Annotated in this window: 20 protein-coding genes and 1 tRNA gene; 10 read left to right on the top strand and 11 right to left on the bottom strand. The window is 64.2% G+C overall.

Annotated features, from left to right (window positions below; genetic code table 11):
- Positions 1–2: 2 nt before the first annotated feature.
- Positions 3–78, bottom strand: a tRNA-Val gene (locus F6X61_RS00945).
- Between the two features lie 205 nt (positions 79–283).
- On the opposite strand from F6X61_RS00945, the gene rdgC reads away from it, so the two are divergent.
- From rdgC to sugE, 3 genes are all read left to right on the top strand, one after another.
- Positions 284–1204: a recombination-associated protein RdgC gene (gene rdgC / locus F6X61_RS00950; protein WP_110993065.1), complete on the top strand. Its 921-nt coding sequence runs from the start codon at positions 284–286 to the stop codon at positions 1202–1204.
- Positions 1205–1336: 132 nt separating this feature from the next.
- Complete coding sequence (locus tag F6X61_RS00955; RefSeq protein WP_153784978.1) at positions 1337–2302, top strand: bile acid:sodium symporter family protein; 966 nt, start codon at positions 1337–1339, stop codon at positions 2300–2302.
- 221 nt (positions 2303–2523) lie between these two features.
- Complete coding sequence (gene sugE / locus F6X61_RS00960) at positions 2524–2841, top strand: quaternary ammonium compound efflux SMR transporter SugE (protein WP_153784979.1); 318 nt, start codon at positions 2524–2526, stop codon at positions 2839–2841.
- A gap of 19 nt (positions 2842–2860) precedes the next feature.
- Here the strand turns inward: sugE and F6X61_RS00965 are convergent, their stop codons facing one another.
- Positions 2861–4735 (bottom strand): MFS transporter, encoded by a 1875-nt coding sequence (locus tag F6X61_RS00965; protein WP_153784980.1) that lies wholly within the window; start codon positions 4733–4735, stop codon positions 2861–2863.
- A gap of 166 nt (positions 4736–4901) precedes the next feature.
- Here F6X61_RS00965 and bglX point away from each other — a divergent pair, with 166 nt between their 5' ends.
- Positions 4902–7217 carry a beta-glucosidase BglX gene (gene bglX / locus F6X61_RS00970; protein ID WP_153784981.1) on the top strand — a complete coding sequence of 772 codons (2316 nt, stop codon included), beginning with the start codon at positions 4902–4904 and terminating at the stop codon, positions 7215–7217.
- 80 nt (positions 7218–7297) lie between these two features.
- On the opposite strand, the gene F6X61_RS00975 is transcribed toward bglX, so the two are convergent.
- Positions 7298–8437: a TDT family transporter gene (locus F6X61_RS00975; RefSeq protein ID WP_110993061.1), complete on the bottom strand. Its 1140-nt coding sequence runs from the start codon at positions 8435–8437 to the stop codon at positions 7298–7300.
- 159 nt (positions 8438–8596) lie between these two features.
- Here F6X61_RS00975 and F6X61_RS00980 point away from each other — a divergent pair, with 159 nt between their 5' ends.
- Positions 8597–9787, top strand: a complete 1191-nt coding sequence (locus F6X61_RS00980) for an MFS transporter (protein ID WP_153784982.1) — start codon at positions 8597–8599, stop codon at positions 9785–9787.
- Positions 9788–9990: 203 nt separating this feature from the next.
- On the top strand, positions 9991–13467 hold the full coding sequence (locus tag F6X61_RS00985) for a PAS domain-containing hybrid sensor histidine kinase/response regulator (protein WP_153784983.1): 3477 nt from the start codon (positions 9991–9993) through the stop codon (positions 13465–13467).
- Here the strand turns inward: F6X61_RS00985 and rmuC are convergent.
- Positions 13439–14797, bottom strand: coding sequence for a DNA recombination protein RmuC (gene rmuC / locus F6X61_RS00990; RefSeq protein WP_178125732.1), 1359 nt, complete (start codon positions 14795–14797; stop codon positions 13439–13441). The genes F6X61_RS00985 and rmuC overlap by 29 nt on opposite strands.
- A gap of 218 nt (positions 14798–15015) precedes the next feature.
- Positions 15016–15429, bottom strand: coding sequence for a tetratricopeptide repeat protein (locus F6X61_RS00995; protein WP_153784985.1), 414 nt, complete (start codon positions 15427–15429; stop codon positions 15016–15018).
- Positions 15430–16371: 942 nt separating this feature from the next.
- Between F6X61_RS00995 and F6X61_RS01000 the strand changes: the two genes are divergently transcribed.
- From F6X61_RS01000 to F6X61_RS01010, 3 genes are all read left to right on the top strand, one after another.
- Positions 16372–16596 carry a hypothetical protein gene (locus F6X61_RS01000; protein ID WP_125463009.1) on the top strand — a complete coding sequence of 75 codons (225 nt, stop codon included), beginning with the start codon at positions 16372–16374 and terminating at the stop codon, positions 16594–16596.
- A gap of 250 nt (positions 16597–16846) precedes the next feature.
- Positions 16847–17329: a hypothetical protein gene (locus F6X61_RS01005; protein WP_153784986.1), complete on the top strand. Its 483-nt coding sequence runs from the start codon at positions 16847–16849 to the stop codon at positions 17327–17329.
- 146 nt (positions 17330–17475) lie between these two features.
- Complete coding sequence (locus F6X61_RS01010; protein ID WP_153784987.1) at positions 17476–18753, top strand: OmpP1/FadL family transporter; 1278 nt, start codon at positions 17476–17478, stop codon at positions 18751–18753.
- Positions 18754–18796: 43 nt separating this feature from the next.
- Here the strand turns inward: F6X61_RS01010 and F6X61_RS01015 are convergent, their stop codons facing one another.
- Complete coding sequence (locus F6X61_RS01015; protein WP_153784988.1) at positions 18797–19726, bottom strand: LysR family transcriptional regulator; 930 nt, start codon at positions 19724–19726, stop codon at positions 18797–18799.
- Positions 19727–19841: 115 nt separating this feature from the next.
- Here F6X61_RS01015 and F6X61_RS01020 point away from each other — a divergent pair, with 115 nt between their 5' ends.
- The gene (locus tag F6X61_RS01020) at positions 19842–20102 is read left to right on the top strand and encodes a DUF2798 domain-containing protein (protein WP_153784989.1); all 261 of its coding nucleotides are present in this window, start codon (positions 19842–19844) and stop codon (positions 20100–20102) included.
- Between the two features lie 7 nt (positions 20103–20109).
- Here the strand turns inward: F6X61_RS01020 and F6X61_RS01025 are convergent, their stop codons facing one another.
- The 5 genes from F6X61_RS01025 to F6X61_RS01040 form a co-directional block, all read right to left on the bottom strand.
- Positions 20110–20661 carry a glutathione peroxidase gene (locus F6X61_RS01025; RefSeq protein WP_153784990.1) on the bottom strand — a complete coding sequence of 184 codons (552 nt, stop codon included), beginning with the start codon at positions 20659–20661 and terminating at the stop codon, positions 20110–20112.
- A 43-nt stretch (positions 20662–20704) separates the two neighbouring features.
- Complete coding sequence (locus tag F6X61_RS27160) at positions 20705–20827, bottom strand: hypothetical protein (RefSeq protein WP_256671258.1); 123 nt, start codon at positions 20825–20827, stop codon at positions 20705–20707.
- On the bottom strand, positions 20824–22026 hold the full coding sequence (locus tag F6X61_RS01030) for an MFS transporter (protein ID WP_110993051.1): 1203 nt from the start codon (positions 22024–22026) through the stop codon (positions 20824–20826). Before F6X61_RS01030 ends, F6X61_RS27160 begins: the two co-directional genes overlap by 4 nt.
- A 64-nt stretch (positions 22027–22090) precedes the next feature.
- A complete protein-coding gene (locus tag F6X61_RS01035; RefSeq protein WP_153784991.1) occupies positions 22091–22495 on the bottom strand; it encodes a MarR family winged helix-turn-helix transcriptional regulator in 405 nt (134 codons plus the stop codon).
- Between the two features lie 135 nt (positions 22496–22630).
- Positions 22631–23368, bottom strand: coding sequence for an adenosylcobinamide-GDP ribazoletransferase (locus F6X61_RS01040; RefSeq protein WP_153784992.1), 738 nt, complete (start codon positions 23366–23368; stop codon positions 22631–22633).
- Between the last annotated feature and the right edge of the window lies 1 nt (position 23369).

The raw sequence follows: 23369 nt of genomic DNA on the forward strand, positions 1-23369 counted from the left end.
AGTGGTGGGTGATGACGGGATCGAACCGCCGACCCTCTGCTTGTAAGGCAGATGCTCTCCCGGCTGAGCTAATCACCCTTCGTCTCGGTGTGGTGCGCATTCTACGGAGGAGCCTGTACCCTGGCAAGCACTTTTTTAAATTTTTTTGAATAATTTTCAAGGACCTAGCGCAGCCGCTGTTTTCTTCCTTTATAGGGTGGTGCTGGCCCTCTGACAGGGTTGGCCTGAACCCACCGCTCGGAGAATAATGCCCGCCTTATGTATTAAGGAGAGATTGCCCCTCATGTGGTTCAAGAACCTGCTGACCTACCGCCTGACCCAGGATGTCCCGTTCGAGCCTGAAGCACTGGAAGCTGCCCTGGCCAGCAAGCCGGCCCGCCCCTGCGCCAGCCAGGAACTGACCACTTATGGTTTCGTCGCCCCGTTCGGCAAGGGCGAGGACGCGCCACTGGTGCACGTCAGCGGTGAGTTCATGCTGATCGCCGCGCGTAAAGAAGAACGCATCCTGCCCAGCAGCGTGGTCAACGATGCGGTGAAGGAGAAAGTCGAAGAGATCGAGACCGAGCAGATGCGCAAGGTCTACAAGAAGGAACGCGACCAGATCAAGGACGAGATCATCCAGGCCTTCCTGCCGCGCGCCTTTATCCGCCGCTCGATGATCTTCGCCGCCATCGCCCCGCGCCAGGGCCTGATCCTGGTCAACTCGGCCAGCGCCAAGCGTGCCGAAGACCTGCTGTCGACCCTGCGTGAAGTGATGGGCTCGCTGCCGGTGCGCCCGGTGAGCGTCAAGATCGCCCCGGTCGCGACCATGACCGACTGGGTCAAGGCCCAGGCGCCGGCCGCGGACTTCTATGTGCTCGACGAATGCGAACTGCGCGACCAGGCCGAAGACGGCGGCATCGTGCGTTGCAAACGCCAGGACCTGACCGGCGAGGAAATCCAGCTGCACCTGAGCACCGGCAAGGTGGTCACGCAACTGGCCCTGGCCTGGCAAGACAAGCTGTCGTTCGTGCTCGACGACAAGACCGTGATCAAGCGCCTGAAGTTCGAGGAGCTGCTGCAGGAGCAGGCCGAGCAGGACGGCGGTGACGAAGCCCAGCAACAGTTCGATGCCAGCTTCCTGCTGATGATGATGACCTTCAACGAATTCCTGCCGGCGCTGTTCGAGGCGCTGGGTGGCGAGGAGATTCCGCAGGGAGTTTGAAGAACAGCTGCAAGCTTCTAGCTGCAAGCCACAAGAAAAAGCCACAGCAACTGCGGTGCCTGCTCGGGCACCGCTTCTTCTTATAGCTTGAAGCTTGGAGCTTGAAGCTGAAACCGGAGGTTTCCCCCCGCCATGCGCGCCCTCGCCGCCCTCAGCCGCTTCGTCGGCAACACCTTCGCCCTGTGGGTGCTGGTGTTCGCTTGCCTGGCCTTTCTCATGCCGCAGTGGTTCATCGCCCTGAAAGTAGCCATCGTGCCGCTACTGGGCCTGGTGATGTTCGGCATGGGCCTGACCCTCAAGCTCGACGACTTCGCCGCCCTCGCCCGCCAGCCCTGGCGGGTAGCGCTGGGGGTGGTGGCGCACTTTGTGATCATGCCCGGCGTGGCTTGGCTGCTGTGCCAGCTGTTTCACCTGCCACCGGAGATCGCCGTAGGCGTGATCCTGGTCGGCTGCTGCCCGAGCGGCACGGCGTCCAACGTGATGGTGTGGCTGTCGAAGGGCGACCTGGCACTGGCAGTGGCGATCGCGGCGGTGACCACCCTGCTCGCACCGCTGCTCACCCCGGCCTTGATCTGGTTCCTGGCTTCGGCCTGGCTGCCGGTTTCGTTCATGGACATGTTCTGGTCGATCCTGCAGCTGGTGATGCTGCCGATCGTGCTCGGCGTGTTGGCCCAGCGCCTGCTCGGCGCGCGCGTGCACGCGGCGGTGCAGGTGCTGCCGCTGGTGTCGGTGGTGAGCATCGTGATGATCGTCTGCGCGGTGGTGGCGGCCAGCCAGGCGAAGATTGCCGAATCCGGCCTGCTGATCATGGCGGTGGTGATCCTGCACAACAGCTTCGGTTTTTTGCTCGGTTACCTCACCGGCAAGCTGTGCAAGCTGCCGCTGGCCCAGCGCAAGTCGCTGGCGCTGGAGGTGGGCATGCAGAACTCGGGGCTGGGCGCGGCGCTGGCGGCAGCGCATTTTTCGCCCTTGGCGGCGGTGCCGAGCGCGCTGTTCAGCGTGTGGCACAACATCTCCGGGGCGTTGCTGTCGACCTGGTTCAGGCGGATGGAGGAGCCTTCGCCCGGGGTTGAGAACACCGCCTCTGCCAGCAATTGATGTTGCCTGCTCCGGCCTCATCGCCGGCAAGCCGGCTCCCACAGGGTATTGCGTGATCCCTTGTGGGAGCGGGCTTGCCGGCGATGAGGCAACCACCGATCCCTGAGGCTTGCCTCGGCCTCGGCAAATGGGCACTATATTGCGCACTGTGAGGACGACCTCACGACGCTACGCGTGATCGTATCGGGGACGGCCCCATCATTAATAGATGGAGACACACCATGTCCTGGATCATCCTGTTCTTCGCCGGCCTGTTCGAGGTCGGCTGGGCTGTCGGCCTCAAGTACACCGACGGCTTTACCCGCCCCCTGCCCACCGTGCTGACCGTCGGCGCCATGGTCATCAGCCTTGGCTTGCTGGGCCTGGCCATGAAAGAGCTGCCGCTGGGTACCGCCTATGCCATCTGGACCGGCGTTGGCGCCGTGGGCACCGTGATTGCCGGGATCATCCTGTTCGGTGAATCCATGGCGCTGATCCGCCTGGCCAGTGTCGCCCTGATCGTCACCGGCCTGGTCGGCCTGAAGGTCAGCGCCAGCTGACCTTGCGCCTTATCCCTTCCTAACGCACATCGCCGCGCAGCAGGCTTACCTGCTCGCGCAGCGCTTCGGGCTGCGCCGCTTCCACCGGGATGGCGGCGCCGGCCACGATAGTCACTCGTGACCACAAGCGCTTGAAGAAGCCCTTGTTCGGATCGCGACTGAAGAAACTACCCCACAGCCCCTGCAATGCCAGCGGAATCACCGGCACCGGCGTTTCCGAAAGGATCCGGCTGACCCCACCCTTGAACACATCGATCTCGCCGTCGGCACTGAGCTTGCCCTCGGGGAAGATGCACACCAGCTCCCCCTCGGCCAGGTACTGCTTGATGCGGGCGAAGGCACGCTCATAGATCGCCTCGTCCTCGCCACGCCCGGCAATGGGGATGGTGCCGGCGGTGCGGAAGATGAAGTTGAGCACCGGCAGGTTGTAGATCTTGTAGTACATGACGAAGCGGATCGGCCGGCGAATGGCGCCGCCGATCAGCAGCGCATCGACGAACGACACGTGGTTGCACACCAGCAATGCCGCGCCTTCATCGGGAATACGCTCAAGCTCACGGTGCTGCACCCGGTACATCGAGTGGCTGAGCAGCCAGATCAGGAAGCGCATGGTGAATTCCGGCACGATGCGGAAGATGTAGGCGTTGACCGCGATGTTGAGCAGCGACACCACCAGGAACAGCTGCGGGATGCTCAGCTTGGCCAAGCTCAACAGGACGATGGTGACGATCGCCGACACCACCATGAACAGCGCATTGAGGATGTTGTTGGCGGCGATCACCCGGGCCCGCTCGCCTTCGGCGGTACGGGCCTGGATCAACGCGTACAGCGGCACGATATAGAAGCCGCCGAAGATGCCCAGGCCGACGATCGAGGCCATGATCCACCAGGCCTGGCCCATGCCCAGCAGGTCCAGCCAGCTGTGCGGCGCCGTGCCTGCCGGCACATCGCCCGAATGCCACCACCAGAGCAGGCCGAACAAGGTCAGGCCGAACGAGCCGAATGGCACCAGGCCGATCTCCACCTTGCGCCCACTCAAGCGCTCGCACAGCAGCGAGCCCACCGCGATGCCCACCGAGAACAGGGTCAGCACCAGGGTCACCACGGTCTCGTCGCCGTGCAGCCAGTCCTTGGCGTAGGCCGGGATCTGCGTGAGGTAGATGGCGCCGACGAACCAGAACCACGAATTACCCACGATCGAGCGCGACACCGCCGGGGTCTGCCCCAGGCCCAGGCGCAGGGTGGCCCAGGACTGCTTGAAGATATTCCAGTCGAGCTTCATTTCCGGCGCGGCCGCCGCCGCCCGCGGGATCCAGCGGCTGGCCAGGTAGCCGATCAGCGCAGTGCCGACCACCCCGCCGGCCACCACCGTGGCGTAGCTGGATGACGACATCATCACCCCGGCGCCGATGGTGCCGGCGAGGATCGCCAGGAAGGTGCCCATCTCCACCAGGCCGTTGCCGCCCACCAGTTCTTCTTCACGCAGGGCCTGGGGCAGGATCGAATACTTCACCGGGCCGAACAGCGCCGAGTGGGTGCCCATGGCGAACAGGGTCAGCAGCATGAGCTCCAGGTGGCTGGTGAGAAAACCGATGGCGCCAATGGCCATGATCACGATCTCGGCGAGCTTGATCGCGCGGATCAGCCGGTCCTTGGCGAACTTCTCGCCGAACTGCCCGGCCAGCGCCGAGAACAGGAAGAACGGCAGTATGAACAGCAAGGCGCAGAGGTTGACCCAGATCGAGCGGTCGCCCTCCAGGCTCAACTTGTAGAGGATCGCCAGGATCAGCGACTGCTTGAACAGGTTGTCGTTGAAGGCACCCAACGACTGGGTGATGAAGAACGGCAGAAAGCGCCGTTTGCCGAGCAAGGTGAATTGCGAGGGATGACTCATCGTCCTTGGGTCCTGAGTTGGGCCGTGAGTGGCCTTTGCCTGATTAGAATGCATCAAACGGGTCCAGAGCCACATCACTGTCAACTGACAGTTCTGCCAGTAGCCCGTGGCAGCCACCAGAGGCAGGCTTGACGCAAGACCCTGACATGGATGCTGGACGATGGGAATGATTCGCCGTCATCCCCTGCGTTTCGTAGTGTTTCTGGCCTCGCTGCTGGTCACACTGCTGGTTGCAGGGGCGGCACATTTCTCAGGCACGTTGCTGGGCAGTGAAAAAGAGCGTTTCGTGGATTCACTGCTGCGCCAGATGCAACTGAGTGAAAAGATCGGCCAGTTGCGCATGCTGGATGCCCGCGGCACTCTGGCATCGCAACCGATTCAGGACCTGCTGGATACCGTGCGTAAAGGCGATGTCGGATCGATCCTACCCGCCCCCGAGGTTGATCGTGCAACCTTGCGAGCCCTGCAGAACGAGGCCAGGGACAGTCGCCTGCAGATTCCTTTGTTCTTTGCCGGCGATGTGATCCACGGCCATCGCACCCTGTTCCCCATCGGCCTGGGCCTGGCCTCGAGCTGGGACATGCAGGCCATCGCCACCAGCGCGCGTATCGCGGCCAAGGAAGCCAGTGCCGACGGCCTGGACATGACCTTCGCCCCCATGGTCGACGTCAGCCGGGATCCACGCTGGGGACGCATCGCCGAAGGTTTCGGCGAAGACCCCTACCTCGCAGCCCAGGCCGGCGCGGCCGCTACCCGGGCCTTCCAAGGGCCGGTGCTGGGAGCCCCCGACAGCCTGATGGCCTGCGTCAAGCACTTCGCCGCCTACGGTGCCGTCGAAGGTGGGCGCGACTACAACAGCACGGACATGAGCCCGCACAAGCTATTGCAGTATTACCTGCCCCCTTACCGTGCCGCGCTCGATGCAGGCGCGGGTGCGGTGATGACGGCCTACACCACGCTCAACGGCGTGCCCGCCTCCGCCAATCGCTGGTTACTGCAGGATGTGCTGCGCAGGCAGTGGCGCTATCGCGGGCTGGTCATCAGCGATTACGCGGCTGTACAGGATCTGGTCACTCATGGCTACTCGGCGGATCCGGCCCAGGCGGCCAGTGCCGCTTTGCTGGCGGGCACCCAGGTCAGCATGCATGACCGTTTCTTCGGTGAACAACTGGCCAGCCTGGTGGAACAGGGTGCTATCCCGATGCACGTGCTGGACGACGCCGTGCGCCAGGTTCTGGCCACCAAATATGACCTGGGCCTGTTCAACGATCCCTACCGCCGGCTGGGCGAGGCCCGGCATGACCCGGTCGATCCGAACGCCGAGCAACGTCTGCATCGCCAGGAGGCCAGGGAAGTCGCCAGGCGTTCGCTGGTGTTGCTGAAGAATCACGATCAGCGCCTGCCCTTGGCCAGGCGCGGCACCTTCGCGGTAATCGGCCCGCTGGCCGACAACCGTATCGACATGCTTGGCAGCTGGTCCGCCAGCGGCCAGCCCAGCCAGGCAATCAGCCTGTACCAGGGCCTGAAGAACGCGGTGGGCGACAACGCCAGGGTGTTGTACGCCCGGGGTGCCAACATCAGCGACGATCGCCAGGTGTTCAGCCTGTTGATGGACAACACGGTCGACTTCGACCCGCGCCCGCCATCGACCCTCCTTGCCGAGGCGCTGGCCGTGGCTCGACAGGCTGACGTGGTCATCGTGGCATTGGGTGAGGCCCGTGGCATGTCCCATGAAGGCGCCAGCAAGACCGACCTCGACCTGCCAAGCCAGCAGCGTGCGTTGCTAAGAGCCTTGAAAGATACCGGCAAACCCCTGGTGCTGGTGCTCATGAACGGCCGCCCGCTGACCATCGAAGCAGAAAGTCGGCTGGCGGACGCCGTGCTGGAAACCTGGTTCAGCGGGACTGAAGGGGGAAACGCCATCGCCGACGTGCTGTTCGGCGACTACAACCCATCGGGCAAGCTGCCGGTCACCTTCCCGCGTAGCGTGGGGCAGATTCCGCTGTACTACAGTCGCCTCAACACCAACCGCCCATACGATCCCGGACGTAGCGAGCCGTACCGCTCGCGCTATTTCGATATCGACGACACCCCGCTCTACCCGTTCGGCTTCGGATTGAGCTACACGCATTTCAGCCTTTCGCAGCCGCGCCTTTCAACCCAGCAGCTGAAACGGGGGCAGACCCTGCAAGTAGAGGTGCAGATCCGCAATGACGGAAACCGCAGTGGTGAGACGGTGGTGCAACTGTACCTACGCGACATCAGCGCTTCGGTAAGCCGGCCAACCAAAGAACTCAAGGCCTTCCGCAAAGTCCTGCTCGTGCCTGGCGAACGGCGCTCGATCGCCTTCTCGGTCGACGAGTCCATGCTCGCGTTCTACAACCAGGAACTGCGCTGGGGCGCCGAGCCCGGCATGTTCGATGTGATGGTCGGGCTGGACAGCGAGCGGCTCGACACCGCTCGCTTCGAGCTCATGCCCTGATTATCGACTTTGGATTTTTCTGGCAGCGCCAACCTCAAGATCAGCGCCGCACCTGTGGGAGCCGGCTTGCCGGCGAATGATCAACGCTGGGCAATGCACGGCGACACGAACAGCTCGCCACGCCAGGCCCCGCGCAAGGTGCGGCTGGCCACCAGGGCCCAGAGCATGGCCAGCGCCACCACCAGCACCTGACCGAACACGCTGAAGAAGCCGAGCTGCAGCCAGGCCGCCAGTTTCAAAGTGGCCAGGCAGTACACCCCCAGCGGGAAGGTGAAGCCCCACCAGCCCAGGTTGAACGGCATGCCCTGGCGCATGTAGCGCAGGGTAATCAGCACCGCCGTCAGCAACCACCACAACCCTGCGCCCCACAGCACAATGCCGGCTACCAGGCCCAGGCCACGGGCCACCTCACCCAGGCTGCCCAGGCCATTGGCGGCGAACACCGCCGGCGCGTCGCCACCGAGCACCAGCATGCCCAGCGCACCGGTGCCGATCGGGCCCAGGGCCAGCCAGCTGGAGGCCGCCATGTTGGCCGGCGGCAGTTTGTGCAAGGCCATGCGCAGCATGAGGATGGTGAGGATGCTGAACGCCACCGGCAGCGACACCGCCCACATCACATAGCTGGTGATGACCACCAGGAACTGTGCGTGAGCGTCCGCCAGGTGCGGCGCCAGCAGCCCGCCGCTGGCGGCGGCGACTTCCGCGGCCACCACCGGCAGCAGCCAGACTGCAGTCATCTGGTCGATGCTGTGCTCCTGGCGGGTGAACATCAGGTAAGGGATGGCCACTCCGCACAGCAGCGCCAGGCCCACATCCAGCCACCACAGGCTCTCGACCCACGGCACCACCGCCTCGCCCCAGCGCGCCAGGCCAAACACCAGCGCGCCATTGAGGATGGTGGCCAGCCCCATGGGGATGGTGCCGAAGAACATCGACACGGTGGAGTGGGCGAAAATCCGCCGGGCCTCGTCGAAGAACAGCACCCAGCGGGCGCCATACAAGACACAGAACAGGACGAACAGGCCAATGGTCAGCCACCACAGCCCTTCGGCCAGGCTGTCCAGCAGCGGGATGTGCAACTGGTGAAAGGCCAGTGCCAGCACGCCGGTACCCATGGTCGCGGCGAACCAGTTGGGGGTGAACTGGCGGATCACCTCGCGGGGATGGGCCAATTGGCTGAACGGGCGCCACGATGGCGCGCGGGTCTGGGTGCATGGCATGGGCTGTCTCCTGGCCTTGTGTAAGGTGGATTCATGTTATGCCTTTGAGGAATATCTATATAACGGGTAATTTCTCTATCTGTTATCGATTTTAAAGATATAGCCCAGGATATGCCGGCTGGCATATGCTTGGCCGCTGACAAAGACAAGGAACCGTCGATGCTACGCGCCCTTAAAAGCTACCCTGCCGCCGTCCGCCTGCTGCTGCTCACCACCTTCACCCTGACCACGGCCCGGGCGATCACCCTACCCTACCTGGTGGTGTACCTGTCCGCGCACATGGCCCTGTCGATCGGCCAGACGGGGCTGCTGGTCGGTGGCGCTATGTTCCTGGCATCGTTGCTGAGCCTGTATGGCGGGCACCTGGTCGACACCCTGCGCAGCCACACGCTGATCGTGGCGAGCGCGCTGGTGTTCGCCCTGGCCATCGCGGGGATGGTGGCGAGTACCTCGGCAGTGCTGTTCTTCTGTTTCCTGGTGGTGGCCAACCTGGCCCAGACCGTGGTCGACATTGCCGCCAAGGCCGGGTTCTGCGCCTTGCTGCCCGAAGACAAGCGCGGCGAGGTGTTCGCCATCAAGTACACCTTCAACAACATCGCCTGGGCTGCCGGGCCGATGCTCGGGGTGCTGCTGATCGGAGCCGACGACCACCTGCCGTTTCTGGTGTCGGCACTGATTGGCCTGGGCCTGAGCCTGGCTTATCACCGCCTGGGCGAACGCGGCCTGGCGAGCCAGGGCGAGGACGCGCCGGCGGCAGGCTTCATCCAGGTCGCCCTGGGCATGCTGCGCGACCGTCGCTTGGTGTGCTTCACCCTGGGCGGCGTGCTCAGTGCCGTGGTGTTCGGGCAGTTCACCGCCTACCTGTCGCAATACCTGGTGGTGAGCATCCACGACCCCGCCGAAGTGGCGCGGCTGGTGAGCTACCTGGTGACCACCAACGCCCTCACGGTGATCGCCCTGCAGTACCTGATCGGCCGGCGCATAGCCCGCCAGCACCTGATGCCCTGGCTGATGGCCGGCATGGCCATGTTCGTCGCCGGGCTGCTGGGGTTTTCCCTGGCCGGCTCGGCAGCGGCCTGGTGCCTGGCCATGCTGGTGTTCACCTTGGGCGAAATCATCGTGATTCCCGCCGAATTCATGTTCATCGACCTGATCGCGCCGGAACATCTGCGTGGGATCTACTACGGCGCACAGAATCTCTCCAACCTGGGCGCGGGGCTGGGGCCGATGCTGGTGGGCCTGGCCCTGGGGTACATGGCACCAGCGGCGGTGTTCTATCTATTGATCGGCTCGGTGGTGCTGGCGGCGGTTTTCTACTGGTTGGGCACGCGCGGGGCGCAACATACTTAGCTGGCAGTACCGGCCCATCGCGGGGCAAGCCCGCTCCCACGTAGTGAATCCAGTTTTGGCATGTAGCCTGTGGGAGCGGGCTTGCCCCGCGATCGGACCTGCGACGTCCTGCCACTGCGACCAACGTCGGCGCTGACGAACCCGCGCCTGCGTGCCAGACTGATTGATCGTGACCGCGTTACATTTTTTGCTCCGGAGTTTGCATGTCGTTGTCCAGCGGGCTGATCGCCGTGGTCGCCCTGGCCTATATGGCCATCATGTTCGCCATCGCCTTCTACGGCGACCGCCGCAGCACCCCGTTGCCGCCGAAGCTGCGTGCCTGGGTGTACAGCCTGTCGCTGGCGGTGTACTGCACCAGCTGGACCTTCTTCGGCGCGGTCGGCCAGGCCGCAGAGCAGTTGTGGGCGTTCCTGCCAATCTACCTGGGCCCGGTGCTGCTGCTGATCTTCGCGCCCTGGGTGCTGCAGAAGATGGTGCTGATCAGCAAGCAGCAGAACATCACCTCGATCGCCGACTTCATCGCCGCCCGCTACGGCAAGTCGCAGACCCTCGCCGTGGTGGTAGCGCTGATCTGCCTGGTCGGGGTGCTGCCCTACATCGCCCTGCAGCTCAAGGGCATCGTGCTGGGAGTGAACCTGTTGATCGGCGCCAACGCCGACGCCACCGGCAGCCGCGTGCAGGACACCGCGCTGGTGGTGTCGCTGGTGCTGGCGCTGTTCGCCATCGTGTTCGGCACGCGCAGCCTGGACGTCACCGAGCACCACCGCGGCATGGTCCTGGCGATCGCCTTCGAGTCGCTGGTCAAGCTGCTGGCGTTCCTCGCCGTAGGCGCCTTCGTGGTGTTCAACCTGTACGACGGTTTCGACGACCTGTTCACCCAGGCGCGCCAGTCGGTGCACCTGGAAAGCTACTGGCAGGAGACCATCAACTGGCCGTCGATGGTGGTGCAGACCGCCGTGGCGATGATGGCGATCATCTGCCTGCCCCGGCAGTTCCACGTCACCGTGGTGGAGAACATCGAGCCCCAGGACATGCGCCTGGCACGCTGGGTGTTCCCGCTGTACCTGGCCCTGGCCGCGCTGTTCGTCGTGCCCATCGCCCTGGCCGGGCAGATGCTGCTGCCGGGCGCGGTGATCTCCGACTCGTTCGTGATCAGCCTGCCGTTGGCCGAAGCCCACCCGAGCCTGGCGCTGCTGGCCTTCATCGGCGGCGCTTCGGCGGCCACCGGCATGGTCATCGTCGAGGCCGTGGCGCTGTCGACCATGGTCTCCAACGACATGCTGCTGCCCTGGCTGCTGCGCCGCAACAACGCCGAGCGGCCGTTCGAGGCGTTCCGCCACTGGATGCTCTCGGTGCGCCGGGTGACCATCGTGGTGATCCTGCTGCTGGCCTATGTGAGCTATCGCCTGCTCGGCTCCACCGCCAGCCTGGCGACCATCGGCCAGATCGCTTTCGCCGCAGTGACCCAGCTCACCCCGGCCATGCTCGGCGCGTTGTACTGGAAACAGGCCAACCGCCGCGGCGTGTTTGCAGGCCTGGCCGCCGGCATCTTCCTGTGGTTCTACACCCTGGTACTGCCGATCGCCGCCCACAGCCTGGGCTGGTCGCTGTCGCTGTTCCCGGGGCTGGCCTGGCTGCACGGCAACCCGCTGGACCTGCCGATCACCCCGCTCACCCAAGGCGTGGTGCTGTCGCTGGCGGGCAACTTCACCCTGTTCGCCTGGGTTTCGATCCTGTCGCGCACGCGCGTCTCGGAGCACTGGCAGGCCGGGCGCTTCATCGGCCAGCAGACCAGCGCCCGCCCCAGCAGCAAGCCGCTGCTGGCCGTACAGATCGACGACCTGCTCAATCTGGCCGCGCGCTTCGTCGGCGAGGAGCGTGCCCGGCAGAGCTTCATCCGCTTCGCCTACCGCCAGGGCAAGGGCTTCAACCCCAACCAGAATGCCGACGGCGACTGGATCGAGCACACCGAGCGCCTGCTCGCCGGGGTACTCGGCAGCTCGTCGACCCGCGCAGTGGTCAAGGCGGCCATCGAAGGCCGCGAGATGCAGCTCGAGGATGTGGTGCGCATCGCCGACGAAGCCAGCGAGGTGCTGCAGTTCAACCGTGCGCTGCTGCAGGGCGCCATCGAAAACATCAACCAGGGCATCAGCGTGGTCGACCAGAACCTGCACCTGGTGGCCTGGAACCGGCGCTACCTGGAGCTGTTCAACTACCCAGACGGGCTGATCAGTGTCGGCCGGCCGATCGCCGACATCATCCGCTACAACGCCGAGCGCGGCCTGTGCGGCCCGGGCGAGGCCCAGGTGCATGTGGCCCGGCGCCTGCACTGGATGCGTCAGGGCCGCGCGCACTCTTCCGAGCGGCTATTCCCCAATGGCCGGGTGATCGAGCTGATCGGCAACCCGATGCCCGGCGGCGGCTTCGTCATGAGCTTCACCGACATCACCCCGTTCCGCGAGGCCGAGCAGGCCCTGCGTGACTCCAACGAAGGTCTGGAGCAGCGGGTGGCCGAGCGCACCCACGAGCTGTCGCAGCTCAACCAGGCGCTCACCGAGGCCAAGAGCCACGCCGAGGCCGTCAGCCAGTCCAAGACCCGCTTCCTCGCGGCCGTCAGCCACGACCTGATGCAGCCGCTGAATGCCGCGCGGCTGTTCTCCGCCGCGCTGTCGCAGCAAGCCGAGGGCATGAACGACGAAGCCCGCCAGCTGGTGCAGCACATGGACAGCTCGCTGCGCTCGGCCGAAGAGCTGATCAGCGACCTGCTGGACATCTCGCGCCTGGAAAACGGCAAGGTCACCCCCGACGTCAAAGCTTTTGCCCTCAATGAGCTGTTCGACACCCTCGGTGCCGAGTTCAAGCTGCTGGCCGCCGAAAAAGGCCTGGCGTTCCGCCTGCGCGGCAGCCGCCTGCGGGTGGACAGCGACATGAAGCTGCTGCGCCGGGTACTGCAGAACTTCCTCACCAATGCCCTGCGCTATGGCAAGGGCCCGATACTGCTGGGCGTGCGGCGCCAGGGCGAGCGGCTGTGGCTGGAAGTGTGGGACCGCGGCCCGGGCATCGCCGACGACAAGCTGGCGGTGATCTTCCAGGAATTCAAACGTCTGGACAGCCACCAGACCCGCGCCGAAAAAGGCCTGGGCCTGGGCCTGGCGATTGCCGACGGCTTGTGCCGGGTACTTGGCCATCAGCTGGAAGTGCGCTCCTGGCCGGGCAAGGGCAGCGTGTTCCGTGTCAGCGTGCCGGTTGCCCGCAGCGCCGCACCGGCGGCGCCGGCCCCCATGGAGCAGCCAGGCCAACCCCTGGCCGGGCTGCAGGTGCTGTGCGTGGACAACGAAGACAGCATCCTGATCGGCATGAACAGCTTGCTCAGCCGCTGGGGCTGCCAGGTGTGGACTGCCCGCAACCAGGCCGAATGCGAGGCGCTGCTGAGCAAGGGGCTGCGCCCGCATCTGGCGCTGGTGGACTACCACCTGGACGATGGCGAGACCGGCACCGGGCTGATGGGCTGGCTACGGGCGCGCCTGGGCGAGCCGGTACCGGGGGTGGTGATCAGTGCCGACGGGCGCAACGAGACCATCGCCATGGTCCACGCCGCCGGCCTGGACTACCTGGCAAAACCGGTCAAGCCCGCCGCGCTGCGCGCCCTGCTCAATCGGCATCTGAGCCTGGTTCAGTAACGGCTTCGTCGCTCAGGGCGCGCTCGATCAAGTCGGCCGGCAGGCTCTTGCTGGCCCGGGCGCCGAGCAGCTTGAGCTGCTCGCTGCGGCTGACCAGGTTGCCGCGTCCTTCACAGAGCTTGTTGCGCGCGGCGGCGTAGGCCTTGTCGACCTGTTGCAGGCGGGTGCCGAGTTCGTCCAGGTCCTGGATGAACAGCACGAACTTGTCGTACAGCCAGCCGGCGCGCTCGGCGATCTCGCGGGCGTTCTGGGTTTGCCGTTCTTGCTTCCACAGGCTATCGATCACCCGCAGGGTGGCCAGCAGGGTGGTTGGGCTGACGATCACGATCTGCCGGTCGAAGGCTTCCTGGAACAGGTTCGGCTCGGCCTGCAGCGCCGCCGAGAACGCCGCCTCGATCGGCACGAACAGCAGCACGAAATCGAGGCTGTGCAAGCCGTCGAGGCGGTTGTAATCCTTGCTCGACAGGCCTTTGACGTGGTTGCGCAGCGACAGCACATGCTGCTTGAGCGCGGCTTCGTCGTTGTGGCTGACGAACTGCTGGTAGGCGGTAAGGCTGACCTTGGCATCGACCACCACCTGCTTGTCGCCCGGCAGCATGATCAGCACGTCGGGCTGGAAACGCTCGCCATCGGAGCTCTTGAGGCTGACCTGGGTCTGGTATTCGCGACCCTTCTCCAGGCCCGCGTGCTCCAGCACCCGCTCGAGGATCAGCTCGCCCCAGTTGCCCTGGGTTTTCTGGCCCTTGAGCGCCTGGGTGAGGTTGGTGGCTTCGTCGGACAGGCGCAGGTTGAGCTGCTGCAGGCGCTCGAGCTCCTTGCCCAGCGAGAAGCGCTCGCGGGCCTCCTGCTGGTAGCTTTCCTCGACGCGTTTTTCGAAGGCCTGGATACGCTCCTTGAGCGGGTCGAGCAACTGGCCCATCTGCTGCTGGCTGGTCTGGGCGAAGCGCTGCTCGCGCTCGTCGAAGATCTTAGTGGCCATTTCGGCGAACTGGGCGCGCAGGGTGTCACGCGCTTGCTGCAGGTCTTCCAGGCGCTGCTGGTGGCTTTCCTGCTGCTCACGCAACTCGGCCTCCAGGCGAGCCGCCTGCGCTTCGAAACGGCGCAGCTCGGCTTCACGGTTGGCACGCTCCAGGCTCCAGGCGTGGGCGGCGTCGCGGGCGTTGTCGCGGTCGATCTGCAACAGCTCCAGTTCGCGCCCCTGGGCGGCCAACTGGGCCTGCTTGACGGTGTTGGCTTCGCTCAGGTCGCTGATCTCGTCACGGCCGGCGTCGAGCTGAGCCTGCAGGCCTTCCTGGGCCAGCTGAGCACTGCTCAGGCGCTCTTCGAGCAAGGTCCGCTCAGCGTCCCGGGCACCCTGGCGGCGCTGCACCTGAATGACCCATCCCAGGCAGGGCAAGGCACCCGCCACCAACCCCAGCAGAATGCTGGCCAGATCCACTGCCATGCTTACCCCGAACGATCATTTGCGAATGCTGCGCAGCTTATCAGCAGCGTGGGCAGGTTGCCTGCGAGGCCTCATCGCAGCGTGGGAGCGGGCTTGCCCCGCGATTAGCTGTCGCACCACTGGCGCAACAACCTTCGCGCCTCCTGAGAGCCCTGCCCCGCCGCCAGCTCCAGCCAGTAACGCGCCTGCTCGGGCTCCTGAGCCTGGCATGCACGCCCGTATTCCAGCTGTGCGCGGCGATCACCGGCACGTGCTGCCTGGCGCAGCAGGTCGTGGCCGATGCGCCGGTCGCGGGCGTTGCCACAGTCGCGGCACAGCATCTGCCCCAGGCGGCTCTGGGCCACCACCACGCCCTGGCGGGCCGGCTGTTTGAGCATACGCCCGGCCAGGTGCTTGACGCTGGGTTTGTCGCCCAGGCGCGGGCTGTCGAGCAGCCACAAGGCAACTTTCAGGGAAAAGTGTTTTTTGGGGGGCAGCGATGCATCCGGACCGGCGAGGTGTTTACCGCGAAACTTCATGACCGACAGCGTAGGTGACTCAAGAGGCGCGCCACTCTACTCTTTTTTTTTCGCCACGGCCCGGCAGACTTTTGGCCAATATCGATTTTTTTTCATGTTTTTTTCTTGACGTTTTTGCGAGGCCTATCTCCACCCCCGCAGCATCACCCCGATTGTCGGACACTTGCTGAAACAGCTGGCACGCCCGTGCTAGAGCAAGTGCTCGGGACAATCCACAGAAGCTGTGGATAACTCGGTGGACAACCCCATCGCGAAGCCCGCAAACCCCTATGAACCGGGGCTTACAGTCAAACTGTCGATTTTTTCACCAGTAAAAATTAGTGTTTTTTTTCATTGACTTAAGCTCGCAGTCAAGTCATTGGCGAAGCCTTTGCAGCTTGTTGCACGCGGCTAACAGCCACTGTCTCAAATGTGTACAAGTGCACCATCAAACGGCATGGGCGTGCTCGAAAACAGGCCATCCCGGTATTTGACGGGGCAGTTCCCCTCTTCCCAGCACCGACAAGAATCGACATAATGGCCGGCTTCGCTGAAAACAACTGGATGCTTGCCACCCCTCGAACATTCGTGTAGGGTGCGCCCTGTTAGTACCCAGCTGAAAGTCAATTCCGGCCACTCAGTCCTCGCATACCCCTCGACAACGAGCAGGCAATGCCCCATCAGGACCGGCCCATTCGATGATCCACTTGGCAGCCAACGCTGCTCAAGCACGAATCACGTCTCAGATTGATCAGGATCTTCCCCGGTGCCTTGAACCCTGGCCCCGGTGTGCTGCCTGCCTTTTGTCGTACCTACCAGTCAGCCCAGCGCCCACCTTTGCTTGCGCCACTCTGGCTGCCCTGTTCCAGTCAGGTTCTGCGTCTCCTTAATAAAGACGTCACTGGAACGTTTCTATTGTGCACGGATCAAACCCCGTGTCTTACGCAGGAACATCCAACAATTATGAGTAACCATCATCAAATTCAGGTTGCCGCTGGCACCCTCTCCAAAGCCTTCGCTCCACTGAAGTGCCTGATCGTCGCGCCCCGCAAGGGTAGCTTCAGCTTCACTCTGGTCGACGAGTACGGCGTCGCTTGCCACTCCGAGCGCCTGTACCCAGACCAGTACACCCGCGCCGAGCCCTTGCAGGCAGTGATCGAGCGCACCCGCCAGTCGCTGGTTGCATGAATGAATGGCGCGCGATTCATGCCATGAATCCATGCCATGCCCACGCAAGCTGCCTGACGGTTCTTGGCTTAATTGCCAGCGGGTATATGCCCCGCAACCTCAGGCAGCAATCGATTTAAAAACAGCCCTTTACACCATGCTTATCACACTACACTTCAACTCGAGCGGCCGTGGTCGCTTCCGACGGGCCTGACCACTCACCAGCTGCCAAGCTCCAGCGCCCGTCGGTCCTGATCTGTTCGAGGGCACCATGGGCATCGCTGCGAACGAGTTGATTCGATACGTGATCCGGCCAACGCTGATCTACCTTAACCGCCACTGCGAAAGCGCCGAAGCATTGTTACTGGGCGTTGCCGCCAGCCAGTCGGCACTGGGCTCCGCCTTGCACGACCGACGCGGCCACGGCCTGTACCGCATTGCCGAGCACCGCCACCGCTGCCTGTGGGACCAGTTCCTCGCCCGCGACCCGGAACTGGCCAGCCTGGTCCGTGGCCTGGCCAGCCAGCACGCCTTCCTCGGCGGGCCGCACCTGGAACTCACGGTCAACCTGCGTTACGCCACCGCCATTGCCTGGATGCTCATCGAGGAACAGGCCACCCCGCTCCCCGCCGCCGACGACCTGCTGGGGCTGGCGCGTATCTGGCGCCAGACCTTCAACCCCCAGGGCCGCTTGCGCGACTTCACCAGGGCCTGGCAGCACTGCATCGAACCCGTTGCGACAGAACCGTTCTGAGAGTCGTTCTCGTATACACCCCGGAAAAAAGGAATTTTGGTCGGATTGTCCTACAAAACCGCTCTATCTCCTGCGTTACAGCCTATAGCGTGGAGCGAGATTTGTTGGTAGCTTTCCGCCCCGGAGATCCCAAGGAGTTTCTAATAATGAAAAAAGCAATGCTCAAAACCTCCCTCGGTATTGCCGTTGCCCTCGCTTCCAGCCACTTGCTCGCCAGCGGTTTCGCGCTGAACGAACAAAGTGTCAGCGGCATGGGGACAGGTTTCGCGGGTCGTTCTTCTTCTGCCGAAGATGCCAGCACCGTGTACGGCAACCCGGCGGGCATGGCGCGCCTCAAGCGCGAACAAATTACCGTGGGTGGCGCAGCCATCTTTGCAAAATCCGACATTTCCGGCCGTGGCAGCAACCTCGGGGGGGAAACCGATGGTGACATGGTCCCGGTCGTCGGCGTGCCGATGGGCTACTACGTCAAGCCGATCGACGATAACTGGAGCGTCGGTTTCGGTGTGTATGTACCGTTCGGCCTGGTTACCGACTACGGCAGCGGCGACGCCGCACGCTACTGGGGCAAGAAGAGCCACGTCGAAGTGGTGACCTTCCAGCCCACCGTCAGCTATGCCTTCAACGACAAGGTGTCGATCGGCTTCGGTCCGACCATCAACCGCATCAAGGGCGAACTGGGCTCGAACACCGTCAACCCGCTCACCCCTGGCCGCAACGACGGCGAAGTGAAGATCAAGGGTGACGACACCGCCGTCGGCTACAACATCGGCATCATGATCCAGGCCACCGACCGTACCCGCATCGGCCTGACCTACCACTCGATGGTCGACTACAAGCTCGAAGGCGATACCAAGGTCAACAACGCGTTCCTCGGCCCGTTCAGTGGCAGCAAGTTCGACGCCGAACTGAAGATCAAGACGCCGGAGTCGGCCGACTTCTCGATCACTCACGAGCTGGATGACCAGTGGACCCTGTACGCAGGCACCACCTTCACCCGCTGGAGCCGCCTGAAAGACATCACCGTCACCAACGAGCTGCCGGCACAAGTTGCCGCCAACCCGATCGGGCGCGGGCTGGGCACCATCACCGAGGAGCAGAACTGGCATGACACCTGGGCTGGCGCCATCGGTGCGGCCTACAAGGTGAACAAGGAGTGGACCCTGCGCACTGGCTTCTCCATGGACCAGTCGCCGACCAACAACCACGACCGTTCGCCGCGCATCCCCACTGGCGATCGCAAGATCTTCAGCCTGGGCGCCGGCTACAGCCCGACCGACGACATGACCATCGACGTGGCTTACTCCTACCTGTGGGAGGAAGACACCAAGGTCAACCTGGCGAGCTCGACCAAGGGCAGCTACCAGGCCAAGTACGAGAACAGTGCCCACGGTATCGGTGCTTCCCTCACCTACCGCTTCTGAGCCACTGCCGCAGCATGAAAACACCGCCCTCGTGGCGGTTTTTTCATGCCTGCACGGGCCAGCTGTCGCCCAGACAGTCCTGCAGATACGTCATGAACGCACGCACCTTGGTGGTCATGGCATGGCGGTCCGCCAGGCACAGGTAGACATCCATCGGCTCGGTCTGGGCATAGGCCTGGGTGTCGTCGCTGAACTCGAACAAGGGCACCAGCCGCCCGGCATCCAGGTGCGGGCGCGTGATGAACTCGGCCAGGCGGGTGATACCGCCATCGTTCAGTGCCATCTGGGTCAGGGCATCGATGTCGTCGCTGATCAGCACCGGCCCGAACTGGGCCTCGAAACGCAAGCCATCGCGCATGAACCCCCAAGGCAGGAAGCGCCCGTCCACCGGGTAGCGGAACACCAGGCAGCGATGTTCGCGCAGCGCCTCGGGCGTAGCCGGCCAGCCGTTGGCGGCCAGGTAACCGGGCGAGGCACAACAGATGAAGGGGATGCGCGCGATATGCCGGGCCAGCAGATGATCTTCAAGCTGCGGGGTGATGCGCAGGCTGACGTCGACGTCCTCGCGGGCATGATTGACCTTGCGGTCAGTCATCACCAACTCTATCGAAAGCTGCGGATAGCGCGCGGCGAACGCCGGGATCAGCGGCGCCAGCACATGCCGACCGAAGGCCGAACTCGAGGCAATGCACAACCTGCCCTGGGGTTCGCTGTCGGGGGTGGTCACGGCTTGCTCGGCCAGGGCCAGGTCACGCTCGATATGGCTCACCCGTGCGTAGTACAGGCTGCCTGCCGGTGTAAGCGCCATACTGCGGGTGGTACGCGACAGCAGGCGGACCTGCAGGTGAGCCTCCAGGCGCGCCAGGTTCTGGCTGACGGCTGCCGGGCTAAGCCCCAGCACGCGGGCGCCCCCGGCAATGCTGCCGGCCTCGACCACCTTGATGAAACTGCGGATGGCGTTGAGCAGGTCCATGTCGTGCCCTTCGGATTCGTAAGAATCTCTTTATAAAGAACACACTGGGCAAGGTCTACAGGCGCTAGGGCAGCCATTGCTAACCTGCGCCCTCACCTTTGGAACAGGAATAGCCATGAACGAGCCTCTTACCCTGCGCAACCGACGCAAGCTGCACCCAGGTGCGACACCCTATGTCTTTGCTTTTTTCATGTCGGGGATCATGGCCATGCTGATGTGCTTCGTGATCACCGCAGCCACCGCCGGAGTGGATGACGATTACCTGGGCAAGGTGCTCAAGGCCTACCAGCTGGCGATGCCGGTGGCCTTTGTTTGTGTGCTGATGGTGCGGCCACTGGTCGTGCGCCTGGTGGCGCTGACGGTGCACGCTCGTTGAGGTCAGCTCACGGCTGCGAAGCAATCGCCTTCTCGATCGCCGCAGTAAACGCCGGATCATCCGGCTTGGTCAGGCTGGAGAAATTGCCGATGACCTTGCCCTTGCGGTCCACCACGTACTTGTAGAAGTTCCACTTCGGCGCGCTGCTCTGGCGCGCCAGCTCGACGAACAGCGGGATCGCATCCTTGCCCCGTACCGGCTGGGTCTTGGTCATGGTGAAGGTCACGCCGTAGTTGGCGTAGCAGACCTTGGCGGTCTTCTCGCTGTCGGCGTCTTCCTGCTTGAAGTCGTTGGACGGCACGCCCAGCATCTCAAGCCCCTGGCCGTGGTAGGCCTTGTAGGTCGTCTCCAGCCCTTCGAACTGCGGGGCGAAGCCGCAATAGCTGGCGGTATTGATCACCACCAGCGGCTTGCCGGCAAAGCGCTGGCACAGGTCGATCTGCTCCTTGCCACGCAGTTCGGGCAGGTTGCCCTGCAGCAGCTTCGGGCAATCCGCGGCCCAGCTCGAAGTGGCTGCGGCCAGGGCCAGCAGGGGTAAGGTCAGCCAGCGTGCATGCATCAAAGGGTGCTCCTGCAGGAAAATGCTTCTTGCAGGGTAGCGCCTAACACAGGCTCATGCCCAGTTGCAGCAACGCCAGCCCGCCCTGGTGCCAGCCCCACCAGGCCAGCGCCAGCAGCAACACGACGGCAAGCGCCAGCAGGCCGCGCCCCAGCAGGCGGTTCATGCCGCCTGCGCCTGCAAGCGGGCTACCGGGCGCTCGCGCACCGGCCAGTTGAGTGCGGCGGCCAGCAGGCTGAGCAGGATCGAGATCTGCCAGACCAGGTCGTAGCTGCCGGTCTGGTCATACACCACACCGCCCAGCCAGCCACCCAGGAACGCCCCCAACTGATGGAACAGGAACACGATGCCGCCGAGCATGGACAGGTTGCGCACACCGAACAGCGTGGCCACGGTGCCATTGGTCAACGGCACCGTCGACAGCCACAGCAAGCCCATGGCGATGCCGAACAGGTAGGCGCTGACCTGGGTCACCGGCGCCCACAGGAACAGCACGATCACCACTGCCCGCAGCAAGTACAACGCGGTCAGCAGGCGCGGCTTGGACATGCGCCCGCCCAGCCAGCCGGCGGTGTAGGTACCGACGATGTTGAACAGCCCGACCAGCGCCAGCACCGTGGTACCGGTAATCGCCGGCAGGTGCTGGTCGACCAGGTAGGCCGGCAGGTGCACACCAATGAACACCACCTGGAAGCCGCAAACGAAGAAGCCCAGGGCGAGCAACCAGAAGCCCGAATGCGAGCAGGCCTCGCGCAACGCCTGGCCGAGGCTCTGATCGGCGCCATGGGCAGGCATCGGGTTGTCGCGCAACAGGCCCACCAACGGCACGATCAGCGCCACCATCAGGCCCAGCACCAGCAGCGCCGCCGACCAGCCCAGCCACTGGATCAGGCCGAGGGTGCCAGGCAGCATGGCGAACTGCCCGAACGAACCCGCCGCGCTGGCGATGCCCATGGCCATGCTGCGCTTTTCCGGCGGCACGGCACGGCCGACCACGCCGAGAATCACCGAGAACGATGTGCCTGACAGCCCGATGCCGATCAACAGGCCGGCACTGAGCGACAGCGACCAGATCGAGTCGGCCATGCCCATCAGCACCAGCCCCGTGGCGTACAGGATGCCGCCGATGATCACCACCTTCGCCGCGCCCAGCCGGTCGGCCAGCGCGCCGGAGAACGGCTGGGCCAGGCCCCAGATCAGGTTCTGCAGGGCGATGGCGAAGGCGAACACCTCGCGGCCCCAGCCGAAATCGGCGCTCATCGGTGCCAGGAACAGGCCGAAGCCATGCCGCACACCCAATGACAGCGCCAGGATCAGCGCCGCCCCCAGAAGCACCCAACCGCTGGTTCGCCACACGGAAGTCATTGTCGTTGTCTCCAGCACATCTCAAGGTTTATGCGGGTATATACCCGCTTATGGTCGTAATGGATCAAGCCAGCCGCTCCAGCAGGCGCACCAGCTCGTCGCGCTGGCCTTCGCCCAGTTGTTCCACCAGTTGCTGTTGGGCCTGCTGCCAGGCCGGGTGCGCCGCTTCAAGCCGCGCCTTGCCCGCCTCGCTCAACAGCACCAGCCGGTTGCGTTGGTCGTCGCCGTCGGCCAGTCGCACCAGCCCGTCGGCCTCCAGCACCCGCAGGTTGCGGCCCAAGGTGCTGCGCTCAAGGCCCATGGCCTCGGCCAGGCTGGTGATGCTCGGCCGGTCGAGCCGCTGCACATGGCGCAGCAGGGAAAACTGGGCGACATTGATGCCGAAGCCGGCAAGGGCCTCGTCGTAATGCCGGCTCACCCCACGGGCGGCGCGACGCAGATGGGTACAGATGCATTCACTGGTCAGCATGGATACGTGTATATACCCGCAATATGGATGTTGCAAGAAATTTCAAAACTCATGGCCTCATCGCGGGGCAAGCCCGCTCCCGCATTGTGGGAGCGGGCTTGCTCCGCGATGAGGCCTGCGCTGACAACCGACCAATCAGCCGGCCATTACCGCCAGCCCAACCACCACCGTCAAATCCAGCAGTTCCAGCACCGCGCCTGCGGTGTCTCCGGTAGTACCGCCCAGCCGCTTGCACATCAACCGGCGCAGCCCGGCAAACACCAACAACGCCAGCCCAAGCAGCCAGAACACCGCCCAGCCGCCAAGCACTACGCTTGCCAGCGCACACCCCAGCAGCACCCATCCTGCGGTCTGGCGCGGCAAGTGCTCGGCCAACGCCGCCCCCAGCCCGCCTGCCCGCACATAAGGTGTACTCAGGAACAACCCGAGCATGGCCGCCCGCCCAACCACCGGCGCCAACACCAGCACGCCGCCGGCCCCGTGCTCTACCAGCACCCACAGCGCGCAGAATTTGAGCAGCAGCAGCAGCACCAGGGTGACCACCGCAATCGGCCCGCTACGCGGGTCCTTCATGATCTGCAGGGTGCGCTCGCGATCGCCGAAGCCGCCCAGCCAGGCATCGGCGCTGTCGGCCAGGCCGTCGAGGTGCAGAGCGCCGCTGAGCAGCACCCACAATGCCAGCAACAGCGCCGCCTGCAAGGGCGCAGCCACACCCTGCATCAAATGGCTGGCCAGCCACAGCAGCAGGCCGAACAGCAAGCCGACCACGGGATAGAACAGCAGCGAACGGCCCATCTGCGCAGGCGTCGGCATACCTGGCAGGCTTACCGGCAGGCTGCTGAGAAACTGCAGGGCAATCCAGAACGGCAGCATC

The organism is Pseudomonas sp. EMN2, from assembly GCF_009650555.1.
GTDB classification, from domain to species: Bacteria; Pseudomonadota; Gammaproteobacteria; order Pseudomonadales; family Pseudomonadaceae; genus Aquipseudomonas; species Aquipseudomonas sichuanensis.